This is a genomic window from Mesorhizobium sp. P2_H9 (assembly GCF_056403215.1).
Genome location: NZ_JBFUFX010000008.1, coordinates 16,028 through 29,513, shown reverse-complemented (window position 1 = coordinate 29,513; position 13,486 = coordinate 16,028). Strand labels below are relative to the sequence as shown.

Below are 13,486 nucleotides of genomic sequence, written 5' to 3'. Positions count from 1 at the left end.
CCACCATGTCGGACGACGATCGAACCCGCGCCAAGCTGATCGACGTCGAACTCGACGAATCGATCGGCCGTTCGACGCCCGATGTCGAACATGAGCGCGCGGTGGCGATCTTCGACCTGATCGAGGAGAACAGCTTTCAGCCGGTCAATGACGACGGCGCCGGGCCTTACCGGCTGAAATTGTCGCTGGCCGAATCGCGCCTGGTGTTTGCCGTGACGCGCGAGGATGGCGCGGCCGTGGTCACCCACATCCTGTCGCTGACGCCGCTCAGGCGCATCGTCAAGGACTATTACATGATCTGCGAGAGCTACTACGACGCCATCCGCTCGTCGACGCCGAGCCATATCGAGGCGATCGACATGGGCCGGCGCGGCCTGCACAATGAGGGCTCGCAGACGCTGATGGACCGACTCTCCGGCAAGATCGACATCGACTTCGACACAGCGCGACGGCTGTTCACGCTGGTCTGCGTGCTGCACTGGCGGGGTTAATTCTGCCCGCCCCTTTGCCCCGCTCGATCCTGTTCCTGTGCGGCATGAATGCCGTGCGCTCGCCGATGGCCGAGCTTTTGGCGCGCCGGATGCTGCCGCCCGCGACCTTCGTCGCCTCGGCCGGCGTGCACCGCGGCGAGCGCGATCCGTTCGTCGACGCGGTGCTGGCCGAAGACGACCTGTCGCTGGGCGAGCGCCAGCCCAGAGCGATGGACGATCTGGAAGACGACTATTTCGATCTGATCGTCACCCTGGCGCCGGAAGCGCATCACGCCGCACTCGAACTCACCCGCTCGCTGGCCGTCGATGTCGAATACTGGCCGATGCCCGACCCGACCGATGTCGGCGGCCGGCGAGAACAGATCCTGGCCGCCTATCGCGATGTGCGCGAGCGGCTGAGGGCGCGTATCAGCCGACGTTTTTTGCTTCCAGAGGCAAAAAACGCGACGGATTAAGCGTGTTCACAAGCGCACGATTATCATATAGGTTCCGCCGAAATTCCGGCTCGAGTCAAAGAAGCAGAGCATGATGTCGTCCGAAAACCGCTTCACACTTTTCGGCATCATGCTCTAAGCGCCGGAACTGCAATCCAAGCAAAGGTATCGAATGCCGAAGGAAGAAGTCCTCGAGTTTCCGGGTGTCGTGACAGAATTGTTGCCCAACGCGATGTTCAGGGTGAAGCTCGAAAACGAACACGAAATCATCGCCCACACGGCCGGCCGCATGCGCAAGAACCGCATCCGCGTGCTGACCGGCGACAAGGTCCTGGTCGAGATGACGCCCTACGACCTGACCAAGGGCCGCATCACCTATCGTTTCAAGTAAGATTTAGAGCCGGCCTGGTCCCGCGATGAGCATTTTGCAAAAGCTCGTGCTTGCTTCGGGGTCGCCGCGCCGGATCGAACTGCTGCAGCAGGCCGGCATCGAGCCGGACCGCGTGCTGCCGGCCGATGTCGACGAGACGCCGCTGCGCGCCGAGCATCCGCGCTCGCTGGCCAAGCGGCTGTCGCAGGAGAAGGCCGAGAAGGCGCTGGCGTCGCTCAAGACCGAGGACGACTATACGCCGAGCTTCGTGCTGGCCGCCGACACGGTGGTCGCCGTCGGGCGGCGCATCCTGCCCAAGGCCGAGACGCTCGACGACGCCGCCAACTGCCTCGGCCTGCTGTCCGGCCGTTCGCACCGGGTCTATTCCGGCATCTGCCTGATCACGCCGGGCGGCAAGCAGCGTTTGCGGCTGGTCGAGACCAGAGTGCGGTTCAAGCGGCTGCCGCGCGAAGAGATCGACGCCTATGTCGCCTCGGGCGAATGGCGCGGCAAGGCCGGCGGCTATGCCGTCCAGGGGCTGGCCGGCTCCTTCGTCGTCAAGCTTGTGGGCTCCTACACCAACATCGTCGGCCTGCCGCTGTACGAGACGGTGGCGCTGCTCTCCGGCGAAGGCTTCAAGGTGCACGCCAGCTGGCTGGTCGCGCGGCCATGAGTGCTGACGCCAAGGTAACGCCCCTGCGCCCCCGGCGCCCCTGCCCCGAATGCGGCAAGCCGACGGCGCGCGATACCTATCCGTTCTGCTCGACGCGCTGCAAGGACGTCGACCTCAACCGCTGGCTCAAGGGCGCCTACGTCATATCAGCCCGCGATGATGAGGAAGAAACGGATCCCGACGGCCAGAAATGAGGCTGTTGGGGAAGGTTTGCGCCGGTGACCGTGACGGATGAATTGGCTCTACGGACCCAGTCTCGTTTCCTGCGGGAAATCAACGCTTAGGCGCTGGACAGGCCGGATTCCCGTGCTATAACCCACGCGCTTTCAAGGGGCGCCGCACGGCGCTTTCGTGAAATCCGGTCAGCGAGATTTCGTTTGCCGGCGAGGCCCAGATAGCTCAGTTGGTAGAGCAGCGGACTGAAAATCCGCGTGTCGGTGGTTCGAATCCGCCTCTGGGCACCATATTTTCAATGTCCGTATCGGCGTCGCCTGCCCCTGAGCTGCGCGATATCGCTGCCGAAATCACTTTGCTCTCATCAGCCAAATCGCGGATTCGATTTGCTTGGTGATCCCCCAACCTTAGGGCAAACTTCTGCCGGGGCTGCAGGAGGAGCAATGCGAGCACGCGCAGCTACGATCGGCGATCTCGAAGGTGTTTTCCGGGATCTGTCCACGCGGATGTCGGACGAATACGCGGCGGCCGGCAAGGACAGCAAAGTTGCCTATGATAATCTGATGATGAATTTGAAGGAAGGCCGCGCTCATGCGCTGGTCGAGGGCGACAGGACGGTGGCGATCATCGCCTGGCATGAGAACAGCGACGCCGCCGACACGCTGTTTGCCGCGCAGGAGGGCTTTTTCAGCGCCGCGACCATCCGCTTCTGCAGGCGGCACATCCGCCACATCCAGGCGCTGGCCGGCAACCTTCCCATCCACTCGCGCAGCTGGCTGCAGCGGGCCGACGTCGCCAGATGGTTCCGCATCATCGGCTATGTCGAGCGCGGCCAGGAGAACGGCGCCAATCTGTTCGAGCTGCCGCCGGCTCGAGGATAAACAATCGCGGTATATTGCAAGGCGCTGCGAACGAGTTGCGGCAATTCGGATGGCGAGCTGACGTTCATCTCCCATGCCACGAACGCCGCCTGCACCCGGGGTTAACCGTCACCGCATGCAATGGCTTCAGAAAAATGCGTTTGACCGAAGTCGGCTTCGGGCTTTGGTCTGTCTTTGCAGACTGAGCCATGCAAGGTAAGTTCGCGGCAGATTCGGCACGGGGCCGACTCGGTGGAACCAGACAGTGGAAGAAGAACCCAAGCCGGAGCGCCGCCTTCTCAGCCGCCCGAATGTGTTGAAGCAGGCAATCATCCTGGCGGGGAGTTCTGAAATACCGTGCTCGGTGAGGAATCAGCACAAAAGCGGCGCCGAGTTGCGCGTGGCTGCCGATGCATCCGTACCGGACCGATTCTTCCTGGATGTGCCCGATGATGGCGTTGTCTATCAAACCGTCGTGAGGTGGCGGAGGAACGAGCGGCTTGGCGTGCAGTTCTACGGGATGCAAGAACCAAGGCTGAAATGAGAAAGGCACTGGTGCTTCATTCATCGCTCGAAGCTGGATGAATTTGACCGTTGCCGTCGCCCCAAAAACTCTAGGAAACAGGCGTTCGCGTACGGCAGACCGAGGTCGAAAGAGTGCATCCGGATCACGTTCTCATCGACTTGATGCCAGAGCAATTTGGCTCGTCAGAAGCGGTCGTCGCCCGATATGCAGGCCTCATCGCCACCGCGTTTCGCTACCGGTCCGGCGTCGCCGGTCTGCGGATCAGCAATGAGCATGGTGAAATTGTCATGCTGCCGTTCCAGGGGCAGCAGATCTGGGATGCGACATTCCTCGGCCGCTCGTTGACCATGCGCTCGATGTTCGATGAGCCGGTTGCGACGCGGGACTATCTCTCCAACTATGGCGCGTTCTTCATTCACTGCGGCGCCACTGCGATGGGAAACCCAGGAGCGAATGACCGCCATCCATTGCATGGCGACTTGCCCAATGCGCCCTACAGGGATGTGCAGCTGATTGTCGGCGACAACGCGGAAGGGTCATTCATGGCGCTGACCGGCCGCTGCCGCCAGACTGTCGCCTTCAGCCACGACTATGTGGCGCAGCCCACCGTGCGGCTGCAGCACAATGCGACCGGCGTCGCCGTCGACCTTGCCATCGAGAACCTGAAACGCTCGCCGATGGAGCTGATGTATCTGGCGCACATCAATTTCAGGCCGGCGGATGATGGCCGCCTTGTCGACAGCGTGGCCGACGATCGCGCCGATATCGTCGTGCGGCAGGTGCTGCCACCGTTCTTCACGCCGAGCGAGCGCTATCTTGCCTACCGCAATGCCATCGTCGCCGATCCGTCGCGCCATCGTGTGCTGACCAAGGGCGAGCCGATCGACCCCGAACTGGTGTTGACCATGAAAGCGAAGGCGGACGCAGAAGGCTGGGCGCACGCCTTGCAGGTTCATCCGGACGGAACCGCGGATTTCGTCAGCTCTCGCCCCGAAGAGCTGAACTATGCCGTGCGCTGGATCACGCGCGGCGCCGACCAGGACGCGCTTGGCCTCGTGCTGCCGGCGACCGCCGAGCCCGACGGTTATCTCGCGGCCAAGGAAAGGGGACGGCTGGTTGTCGTCGCTCCAGGGGAAGCATTCCGCTGTGCCCTGCGCTTCGGCGCAATGACAGCGGAGGAGGCAGCAAGGCAAGAACAGGCCATTGCCAGGACAAAGGCCGCAGGCCTCTAGAGATGCCCATGCGGGTTGCGGAGCCATTGCGGGGCATGGCATCTGTCACCCTTCATTGCGAGACCGCCAGACCATGACACGGCCACCAGACATTGCCCGACGATCCGCGGCGGCCCCTGCTGGCGTCAGCCTTTGCCGTGCGCTGTCGAAGCTCGGGCTCTGTTCACGCAAGCAGGCGGAGCTTCTGGTTGCCGAAGGACGCGTTCGTGTGGGCGGCAAGGTGGTGCGCAACGGGTCACTGCGCGTCGACCTCAATCGCGACCGCATCACGGTCGACGACGAGCGTGTCGTTGCCGAGGCCAAGGTCTATCTGATGGTCAACAAGCCGCGTGGGCTGGTCACCACCCGCGACGATCCGCAGGGGCGCGGCACCGTCTTTGACTGCCTCTTGGACCTCGACCTGCCGTTCGTGTCGCCGGTCGGCCGCCTCGACAAGGCGAGCGAAGGTCTGCTTTTGATGACCAACGACACGCGCTGGGCCAATGGCCTGCTCGATCCCGCCTCGCATGTCGCGAAGACCTATCACGTGCAGATCGGCACGCCGCCCGACGAAGCGATGCTGGCGCGGCTTCGCGACGGCGCGGTCTTCGATGGCGAGCTGTCGAGCGCGCGCTCGATCGAACTCCTGCGCAGCGGCGGCCGCACGGCATGGCTGGAGATCGTGCTCGACGAGGGCCGCAACCGCCAGATCCGCCGGCTGCTCGGCGCCTTTGACGTCGAGGTGCTGAGGCTGGTGCGGGTGGCGATCGGCTCGCTTCTGCTCGGCGATCTCGCCAAGGGCAAGGCGCGGCACCTTACATCAGAAGAACTGGCGCTGCTGCCGGCCTGACGCTAACTATCTCTGGTTCCATTTGCGGATGACCGGCTCGGTCAAATCGTGCTCGTAGCCGAGTATGCTCAGGCTTGCGGTGTCGAGAACCAGCAGCGCGCCGTCTTCTGGCGGCAGGCCGAGCCAGCGCGCCGCCAGCACTCTGAGGAAATGCGCGCTCGAAAACACCAGGACGCTGCCATTGGCGGCGCGAAGCTGACTGATGATCGCATCGGCTCGTGCGCCGACATTTTCAGCCATTTCACCGCCCGGACAGCCGTCGCGAAAGACGTTCCAGCCCGGCCGATCAACAAGGATCTGCTTGGTGGTCAGCCCCTCATAGGCGCCATAGTCCCACTCTTGCAGATCATCCTTCTTGACGCCGGAGAACCCGGCCAGCGTACAGGTGTTGAAAGCGCGTTGCGAGGGGCTCGACCAGACAGCGGAAAACGACTGGCCCTTGAGGCGGTCGGCCACGCCGCGGGCAGCGGCCTCGCCCTTCGCCGTCAACGGGATGTCGGTGCGGCCGGTGTGTTTTCCCGACGCGCTCCATTCCGTTTCGCCATGGCGAACCAGGTAGATCTCGGGAAACTGGCTGCTCATTCGCGGGCCTTTCGATTCTCTTGCGCGGCCTGCACCCTAGCCGGGAAGACCCGGCCGGCACCAGCCGGGTGTGCACCTCGGTTGGCGACAAGAAGCAGGCCGCAACCGGGGCACCGGCTGCGGCCTGAACAGTCTTGGGGTCGAACGTCTCGTTCTGCTCTGCGATCAGGCGGCCTGCAGATCGCCCGACAGCGCCAGATCGGCCTCCTCGGACAATGTGCCGGCCATCGCTGCGGCGAACTTCGTCTGGTCGAGTTCGCCTTCCCAGCGCGCGACGACAACCGTCGCAACCGCGTTGCCGACGAAGTTGGTCAGCGCCCGGCACTCCGACATGAAGCGGTCGACGCCGAGGATCAGCGCCATGCCGGCAACCGGCACCGTAGGCACCACCGAGAGCGTTGCGGCCAGCGTGATGAAGCCGGCACCGGTGATGCCGGCGGCACCCTTGGAGCTCAGCATGGCGACAGCCAGCAACAGGATCTGGTCGCCATAGGTGAGCGGCGTGTCGGTCGCCTGGGCGATGAACAAAGCGGCCAGCGTCATGTAGATGTTGGTGCCGTCGAGGTTGAAGGAGTAGCCGGTCGGGATGACAAGGCCGACCACCGAGCGGTTGCAGCCGGCGCGCTCCATCTTGGCCATCAGGCCCGGCAGTGCTGCTTCCGACGACGAGGTGCCGAGAACCAGCAGCAACTCTTCCTTGATGTAGCGGATCAAGGCGAGGATCGAGAAGCCGTTGTACCAGGCGACGGTGCCAAGGACGACCAGCACGAAGAGCAGCGACGTCAAATAGAACGTGCCGATCAGGAAGGCGAGGTTGGCGATCGCGCCAATGCCGTATTTGCCGACGGTGAAGGCCATGGCGCCGAAAGCGCCGATGGGGGCGGCCTTCATCAGGATGGCGACGAGGCGGAAGATCGGCGAGGTCAGCGCCTGCAGGAAATCGACGACCGGGCGGCCACGGTCACCGACCAGAGCGAGAGAAATGCCGAACAGCACCGAGAAGAACAGCACCTGCAAGATATCGCCCTGGGCAAAAGCGCCGGTGATGGTGTCGGGGATGATGTTGAGGAGGAAGCCGACGATGGTCGTGTCATGCGCCTTCTCGGTGAAGGTCGCCACCTTGGTGGGGTCGAGCGTCGCCGCATTGATGTGCATGCCGGCGCCCGGCTGGACGACGTTGGAGACGACCAGGCCGACGACCAGCGCCAGCGTCGAGAACACCAGGAAATAGATCATCGCCTTGCCGGCGACGCGGCCGACTTTTTTCAGGTCGGAGACACCGGCGATACCGGTCGTCACCGTCAGGAAGATGACCGGCGCGATCACCATCTTGACCAGCTTGATGAAGGCATCGCCGAGCGGCTTCAGCGAAGCACCGAGTTCGGGATAGAAGTGACCGAGCAGCACGCCGGCGGCGATCGCCGTCAGGACCTGCACGTAGAGATGCCGGTATAAGGGAACCTTGCCGCGCGGTTCGGCGGCAGCGAATGCTGGCTGCATGACGTCCTCCATTGGGCGCCCCGATCGAAAGCTCGACCTCCCGGGGCAATTGTTATGACCTCCAGCAGCCTCGCGACTGCTGGATCGGTATTTGCAACTGTCGTGCCAGACTGCGCCGATCGGTCGATTCGTTGATTTTGTTGGGTATTTTCGAATCGGTGACCGCATCTCACACACAGGTAGTGCGAACATCCGCATGGTCTGAATTGCCCTTTGTGCGAAATCATGCACAAATGGGCGATGCTACAACGCGCTGCCGCTGCCTTGTCTTCGACGCCCGAGCAACTGCGCAGGCGGGCGCGCCGCGCATGGTTGCTGTTTGCGGCGGTCGCTTTTGCGATCACCGCGGCAGCACTCTACGGCGCCGGCCTCTACGGCCGCACCGCCGAGGTCGCGACCCTGGCGACGCAAGGGCGCACCGATGCCAATCTGAAGGTGGCGCTGCTGCGCGCCGTGCTGGAAAGCCCCCGCGCCCTGCCCTTGCTGCTGGCGGAGGATCAGCAGGTGCATGATGCGCTGACGCAAGGCGGTGCCGCGGCGATCGATCTGTTGAACCGCAAGCTCGAAGGGCTGGTCTCCGGCACCAAGGCTTCGGTGCTCTATGTCACCGGCACCGACGGGCTGGCGATTGCGTCCAGCAACTGGCGCGAGCCGATCAGCTTCGTCGGCAACGATTACGGGTTCCGCGCCTATTTCTCTGGGGCAATGCAGAACGGAACCGCGGAATACTTCGCGCTCGGCAATGTCAGCAAGCGGCCCGGCCTCTACATCTCGCGGCGAGTCGGCAATGCTGCCGCGCCGCTCGGCGTCGTCGTCGTCAAGATGGAGTTCGACCAGCTCGAGGCCGACTGGCACGAGGCGAACCGCCCAGCCTATGTCAGCGACGACCATGGCGTCGTGCTGATCACCAGCGTGCCGTCATGGCGCTTCATGACAACCGCGCCGCTGGCCGGACCGACGATTGCCGCCATCCGCGACAGCCAGCAATTCGGCGACGCGCCACTGGTGCCGTTGCCGATCGCGCGCCCCGAAACCTTGAGCCCGGACGTGGCGATCGTCCATGCGATCACACCGGGCGGCAGCGACGCGGAATATTTGCGCCTCTCCACGCTGGTCCCCTCGACGCCTTGGCGGCTCGACTATCTCGTGCCGGCCGAAGCGCCGATCGCCGCCGCGGCCCGCGAGATGCGGCTTTTGGCGCTCGGCGTCGTCATCCCGCTGCTTGGTCTCGCCGCCTATCTCTTGTGGCGCCGGCAGTCGGCGCAGATGCGGATCGCCGCCGAACAGGCAGCACGCACCGAACTCGAACGCCGCGTCGTCGAACGCACCGAGGATCTGAGCCGCGCCCGCGACCGGCTGCAGGCCGAGATCACGGGGCACCGCAGCACGGAAGCCAAGCTGCAGGTGGTGCAGCAGGAGCTGGTGCAAGCCAACCGTCTCGCCATCCTCGGCCAGGTCGCCGCCGGCGTCGCCCATGAGATCAACCAGCCGGTCGCCACCATCCGCGCCTATGCCGACAATGCCCGCGTCTTCCTCGACCGCAAGCAGACCTCGCCGGCCGTGGAGAATCTCGGCGCCATCGCAGCACTGACCGAACGCATCGGCACCATCACCGAGGAGCTGAAGGCCTTTGCCCGCAAGGGCCGCACCGCTGCCGAACCGGTCGAATTGCGCGGCGTCATCGAGGGCGCCGTGGTGCTGCTTAGAAGCCGCTTTGCCGGCCGGCTGGAGGCCCTTGATATCGCATTGCCGCCGCCAAGCCTCAAGGTGATGGGCAACCGCGTCCGGCTCGAACAGGTGCTGATCAATCTGTTTCAGAACGCGCTGGAGGCACTGGAGGGCCGCGACGACGCCAAGGTGCAGGTTTCGGTGGAAGAGACCGCGGACGGGGTGACGGTCAGCGTGTCCGACAACGGACCCGGTATTCCGCCCGAGATCCTCAAATCGCTGTTTACGCCGTTCAACACGTCGAAGGAAAAGGGCCTTGGCCTCGGCCTTGTCATTTCGAAGGACATCGTCGCCGACTATGGCGGCCGCGTCGAGGTTGCGAGTGGCGACAGCGGCACCCGTTTCACCATCCATCTTTCGAGAGCAGCGTAGTGGCAAAGGCGGCATGATGGAAAACGGCGCGGCGCCAGTCGTCCTGATCGACGACGACAGCGATCTCTTGAAAGCCACCGCGCAAACGCTGGGGCTTGCCGGCTTTTCAGTGTCGGCCTTTGCGGTGGCGGCCGAGGCACTGGCCGGGCTCGATGCCGGTTTTGCCGGCGTGGTGGTGTCCGACATTCGCATGCCCGAAATCGACGGGCTGCAGCTTTTCGACCGCATCCTGCGCCTCGACGCCGACATTCCGGTCATCCTCGTCACCGGGCATGGCGATATCGCGGTTGCCGTCAAGGCGATCAAGGATGGCGTCTACGATTTCATCACCAAGCCGTTCGCCGCCGACCGGCTGGTGCAGAGCGTGCACCGGGCGGCGGAAAAGCGGCGCCTGGTGATGGAGAACCGGGCCTTGCGCGAGGGAGCCGAGCAGGCGCAGGACGGCCTGCCGCTGATAGGCCAGACGCCGGCGATGGAGCGGCTGCGCCGAACCTTGCGACAGATCGCCGACACCGATGTCGACGTGCTGGTGACCGGCGAGACCGGCTCCGGCAAGGAGGTGGTGGCGAGCCTTCTGCATCGCTGGAGCCGCCGCGCCAAGGGCAATTTCGTGGCGCTGAATTGCGGTACGCTGCCCGAAACGGTCATCGAGAGCGAGTTGTTCGGCCATGAGGCGGGCGCCTTCACCGGGGCGCAGAAGAAGCGGATCGGCCGCATCGAGCACGCCAGCGGCGGCACGCTGTTTCTCGACGAGATCGAGAGCATGCCGCCGTCGACGCAGGTGCAGATGCTGCGGGTGCTGGAAATGCGCGAGGTGACACCGCTCGGCACCAATGAGTTGCGGCCGGTGGATTTGCGCGTCGTTGCGGCGGCCAAGATCGACCTCGGCGATCCGCGCCAGCGCGGCAGCTTCCGCGAGGATCTCTATTACCGGCTCAATGTGGTGACGATCTCGATCCCGCCGCTGCGCGAGCGCCGTGACGATGTTGCCCTGCTGTTTTTCTACTTTGCCGAGCGCGCCGCCGCGCGGTTCCGGCGGTCGATGCCAGCCGTGCCGGCAACCGTCCACCGCCATCTCAGGGAGCATGACTGGCCGGGCAATGTGCGCGAGCTGGCACATTTTGCCGAGCGCTTCGTGCTGGGCCTGGAAGAGGCAGCGCAAGCGCCGCCGCCTGCCCCGGCTTCGCCGAATGGCGCCATGCCATTGCCGGAACGTCTGGACCGCTACGAGGCCGACATCATCCGCGAGACACTTGGCCGCAATGACGGCGACGTCCGGCGCACGATCGAAGCACTGGGGATTCCGCGCAAGACCTTCTACGACAAGCTGCAGCGGCACGGCATCGTGCGCAGCGATTTTTCCAGATAGGTTGAGGTATGGCTGCGGCCAGCTCCAAAAAACAGTGGCGAGTCAGCATCAGAAGGTGTTGAAGACCGTATCGGCCGCCTTCAATGAAGCGTGATCCGGTTGCGCTTGGCAAGCCTTGATGGTTTGTTGCCGGTTAGCGGAGAATGAGTGATGCAAGAACCTGCCGGTCAAGATGAGTATGGGTCGACCAGTCCGTTCGATCCGGACGATCTGCCAAACTTGAACGCGATCGGCCCAGGCATGGGTGGCGGCAACGACTTCGAGAAATACGCCGTCGCCGTGATCATCGTGTTCGGCGCGGTGATTATTGGCGGACTGATGGCAGCCGGCTTGACCTTGGGTCACCGCAACGGCTTCCTGTTCGCGCTTGGCGGCGCCACGTCGGCCTGGATTTCCGGCAATGCGCTGCTGCTCGACCGGCCGCGCATCTATGCGCTGTTCGTCGGCATCGCCGCCCTGATGCTGGTTGCGTCGACCATTACGCTAGTCGTTTAGGCGGGTGCGTTCAGTAGCCTAACGCCTCGCCGGACGCGGCGCGGCTGTCGATGGCGCCGTTGTAGCGGGCGCCGCCGCCTTTTTCGATTTCCGAGAGGCTCTTGCCACCGACCAGTATGCCGGCCGCCTGGCCCCAGGTCGTATCGCCAAGATCGAGGTGATAGCCCATGCCGGCAAGCAGTCTTTCGGTATCCGGCGACAGACCAAACGGCTCGACATAGACCGTGTCGGGCAGCCACTGATGGTGGATGCGCGGCGCGTCGATCGCCTCCTGGATGTTCATGCCGTGGTCGATGACGTTGACGATCGCCTCCAGCGTGATGGTGATGATGCGCGAGCCGCCGGGGCTGCCGATGACCATGAACGGCTTGCCGTCCTTGGCCACCACGGTCGGGCTCATCGATGACAGCGGCGTCTTTCTCGGCTGGATGGCGTTGGCTTCGCCCTGGACCAGGCCATAGAGATTGGGCACGCCCGGTTTCTGGGTGAAATCGTCCATCTCGTTGTTGAGCAGGATGCCGGTGCCGTCGGCGACGACGCCGGCACCGAAGGAGCCGTTCAGCGTGTAGGTCACCGCCACCGCATTGCCGTCATTGTCGATGATCGAATAGTGCGTCGTCTCCTTGCTCTCGCCAAAGCCCTTCGGCATCAATTCCTGCGATACGCCGGCCCGGAACGGATCGATCTTATCGCGGATGTCCTTGGCATAGTTTTTGTCCAGCAGTTTGGTCACCGGGTTGTCGACGAAGTCGGGATCGCCGAGCGTCGAATTGCGGTCGACATAGGCATGGCGCATGGCTTCGACCATGACGTGGACGGTCTCCGCCGAACCGGAGCCGAGATAGGATAGCGGGTAGAATTCCAGCACGTTGAGGATTTCGCAGATGATGACGCCGCCTGAGCTGGGTGGCGGCGAGGAGGTGATCTCGTAGCCGCGGTAGTTGCAGGTGATCGGCTTGAGTTCACGGACTGTGTAATTCTCGAAATCGGCCTTGGCCAGAATGCCACCCTTGGCGCCACTCGCCTTGACGATGGCGTCCGCGATCGGGCCCTTGTAGAAGGCGTCCGCGCCTTGCTGCGAAATGGCCGAGAGCGAGGTGGCCAGATCGGTCTGGATGAGGTGTTCCCCCACGGCGTACGGTTTGCCGTCCGGCTTTAGGAAAATGGCGGCTGCCGCGGGATCCTTTGCCAATCGCTTGGCGCCGCTCTCCAGGGAGGCAACATCGCCCTGCTCCAACGCGAAGCCGTCCTTTGCATAGCGGATGGCTGGCGCCATCAGGTCCTGTCTGGACAAGGTGCCGTATTTCTCCCGCGCCATCTCGAAACCAGCCACCGAGCCCGGCACGCCGACGGCGAGATAGCCGTCGAGGCTGGCGCCCTTCACCGGCTTGCCGTCCTTGTCGAGATACATGGTCTTGGTCGCGGCCAGCGGCGCGCGCTCGCGGAAATCGAGGAAAGTCGAGCGGCCGTCCTTGAAGCGGATGGTCATGAAGCCGCCGCCACCGATATTGCCGGCATTGGGATAGACGACAGCCAGCGCGTAGCCGACGGCGACCGCGGCATCGACAGCGTTGCCGCCCTTCTTCAGCACCTCGACGCCGACTTCCGAGGCCAGGTGCTGAGCGGTTACCACCATGCCATGCTCGCCCTTCGCCGGCTGCGGCGAGGCGGCATAGGTGGCTGCGGATGGTGTCAGCGCTATTGCGAGCGAAAGGGTGACGCCAATCAGCGTCCGGCGGGTCAAGGGCATAGCGGTGCTCCAAGTGCAGTGTGCCTAGAAGAGCTACTTGGAGCGGCTGAGTCCATCATCAATATGAGCGAACACATATTGGTGTTCGCCTGCTGGCCGAG

Annotated in this window: 15 protein-coding genes and 1 tRNA gene; 13 read left to right on the top strand and 3 right to left on the bottom strand. The window is 63.8% G+C overall.

The features are described 5' to 3' along the window. Window positions 1-5 precede the first annotated feature (5 nt). From AC1DXN_RS15840 to AC1DXN_RS15795, 10 genes are all read left to right on the top strand, one after another. On the top strand, window positions 6-491 hold the full coding sequence (locus AC1DXN_RS15840) for a UPF0262 family protein (RefSeq protein WP_477248909.1): 486 nt from the start codon (window positions 6-8) through the stop codon (window positions 489-491). After that, complete coding sequence (locus tag AC1DXN_RS15835) at window positions 479-946, top strand: arsenate-mycothiol transferase ArsC (RefSeq protein WP_477274958.1); 468 nt, start codon at window positions 479-481, stop codon at window positions 944-946. The genes AC1DXN_RS15840 and AC1DXN_RS15835 overlap by 13 nt, the downstream gene beginning before the upstream one ends. 151 nt (window positions 947-1,097) lie before the next feature. Then, window positions 1,098-1,316: a translation initiation factor IF-1 gene (gene infA / locus AC1DXN_RS15830; RefSeq protein WP_006200926.1), complete on the top strand. Its 219-nt coding sequence runs from the start codon at window positions 1,098-1,100 to the stop codon at window positions 1,314-1,316. A 25-nt stretch (window positions 1,317-1,341) separates the two neighbouring features. Next, window positions 1,342-1,968: a Maf-like protein gene (locus AC1DXN_RS15825; RefSeq protein WP_477274913.1), complete on the top strand. Its 627-nt coding sequence runs from the start codon at window positions 1,342-1,344 to the stop codon at window positions 1,966-1,968. Then, window positions 1,965-2,162 (top strand): DNA gyrase inhibitor YacG, encoded by a 198-nt coding sequence (yacG, locus tag AC1DXN_RS15820; RefSeq protein WP_477274915.1) that lies wholly within the window; start codon window positions 1,965-1,967, stop codon window positions 2,160-2,162. The genes AC1DXN_RS15825 and yacG overlap by 4 nt, the downstream gene beginning before the upstream one ends. 194 nt (window positions 2,163-2,356) lie before the next feature. Continuing rightward, a tRNA-Phe gene (locus tag AC1DXN_RS15815) sits at window positions 2,357-2,432 on the top strand. Between the two features lie 153 nt (window positions 2,433-2,585). Next, window positions 2,586-3,023 (top strand): hypothetical protein, encoded by a 438-nt coding sequence (locus AC1DXN_RS15810; protein WP_477274917.1) that lies wholly within the window; start codon window positions 2,586-2,588, stop codon window positions 3,021-3,023. Window positions 3,024-3,267: 244 nt separating this feature from the next. Beyond that, on the top strand, window positions 3,268-3,546 hold the full coding sequence (locus AC1DXN_RS15805; RefSeq protein ID WP_477249603.1) for a PilZ domain-containing protein: 279 nt from the start codon (window positions 3,268-3,270) through the stop codon (window positions 3,544-3,546). A 143-nt stretch (window positions 3,547-3,689) separates the two neighbouring features. Further along, window positions 3,690-4,760: a DUF4432 family protein gene (locus AC1DXN_RS15800; protein ID WP_477274919.1), complete on the top strand. Its 1,071-nt coding sequence runs from the start codon at window positions 3,690-3,692 to the stop codon at window positions 4,758-4,760. Between the two features lie 73 nt (window positions 4,761-4,833). Next, window positions 4,834-5,589, top strand: coding sequence for a pseudouridine synthase (locus AC1DXN_RS15795; RefSeq protein WP_477274921.1), 756 nt, complete (start codon window positions 4,834-4,836; stop codon window positions 5,587-5,589). A 6-nt stretch (window positions 5,590-5,595) separates the two neighbouring features. Here AC1DXN_RS15795 and AC1DXN_RS15790 read toward each other — a convergent pair whose 3' ends face one another. After that, complete coding sequence (locus AC1DXN_RS15790) at window positions 5,596-6,171, bottom strand: histidine phosphatase family protein (protein WP_477274923.1); 576 nt, start codon at window positions 6,169-6,171, stop codon at window positions 5,596-5,598. Window positions 6,172-6,336: 165 nt separating this feature from the next. Beyond that, window positions 6,337-7,671, bottom strand: a complete 1,335-nt coding sequence (locus AC1DXN_RS15785; RefSeq protein ID WP_477274925.1) for a dicarboxylate/amino acid:cation symporter — start codon at window positions 7,669-7,671, stop codon at window positions 6,337-6,339. 225 nt (window positions 7,672-7,896) lie between these two features. On the opposite strand from AC1DXN_RS15785, the gene AC1DXN_RS15780 reads away from it, so the two are divergent. The 3 genes from AC1DXN_RS15780 (at window position 7,897) to AC1DXN_RS15770 (ending at window position 11,635) form a co-directional block, all read left to right on the top strand. Further along, window positions 7,897-9,771: a sensor histidine kinase gene (locus AC1DXN_RS15780; protein WP_477274927.1), complete on the top strand. Its 1,875-nt coding sequence runs from the start codon at window positions 7,897-7,899 to the stop codon at window positions 9,769-9,771. Window positions 9,772-9,784: 13 nt separating this feature from the next. Then, window positions 9,785-11,140, top strand: coding sequence for a sigma-54-dependent transcriptional regulator (locus AC1DXN_RS15775; RefSeq protein ID WP_477274929.1), 1,356 nt, complete (start codon window positions 9,785-9,787; stop codon window positions 11,138-11,140). A gap of 150 nt (window positions 11,141-11,290) precedes the next feature. Further along, complete coding sequence (locus AC1DXN_RS15770) at window positions 11,291-11,635, top strand: hypothetical protein (protein WP_477249589.1); 345 nt, start codon at window positions 11,291-11,293, stop codon at window positions 11,633-11,635. A 10-nt stretch (window positions 11,636-11,645) separates the two neighbouring features. Here AC1DXN_RS15770 and ggt read toward each other — a convergent pair whose 3' ends face one another. Continuing rightward, window positions 11,646-13,385 (bottom strand): gamma-glutamyltransferase, encoded by a 1,740-nt coding sequence (gene ggt, locus AC1DXN_RS15765; RefSeq protein ID WP_477274931.1) that lies wholly within the window; start codon window positions 13,383-13,385, stop codon window positions 11,646-11,648. Window positions 13,386-13,486 lie beyond the last annotated feature (101 nt).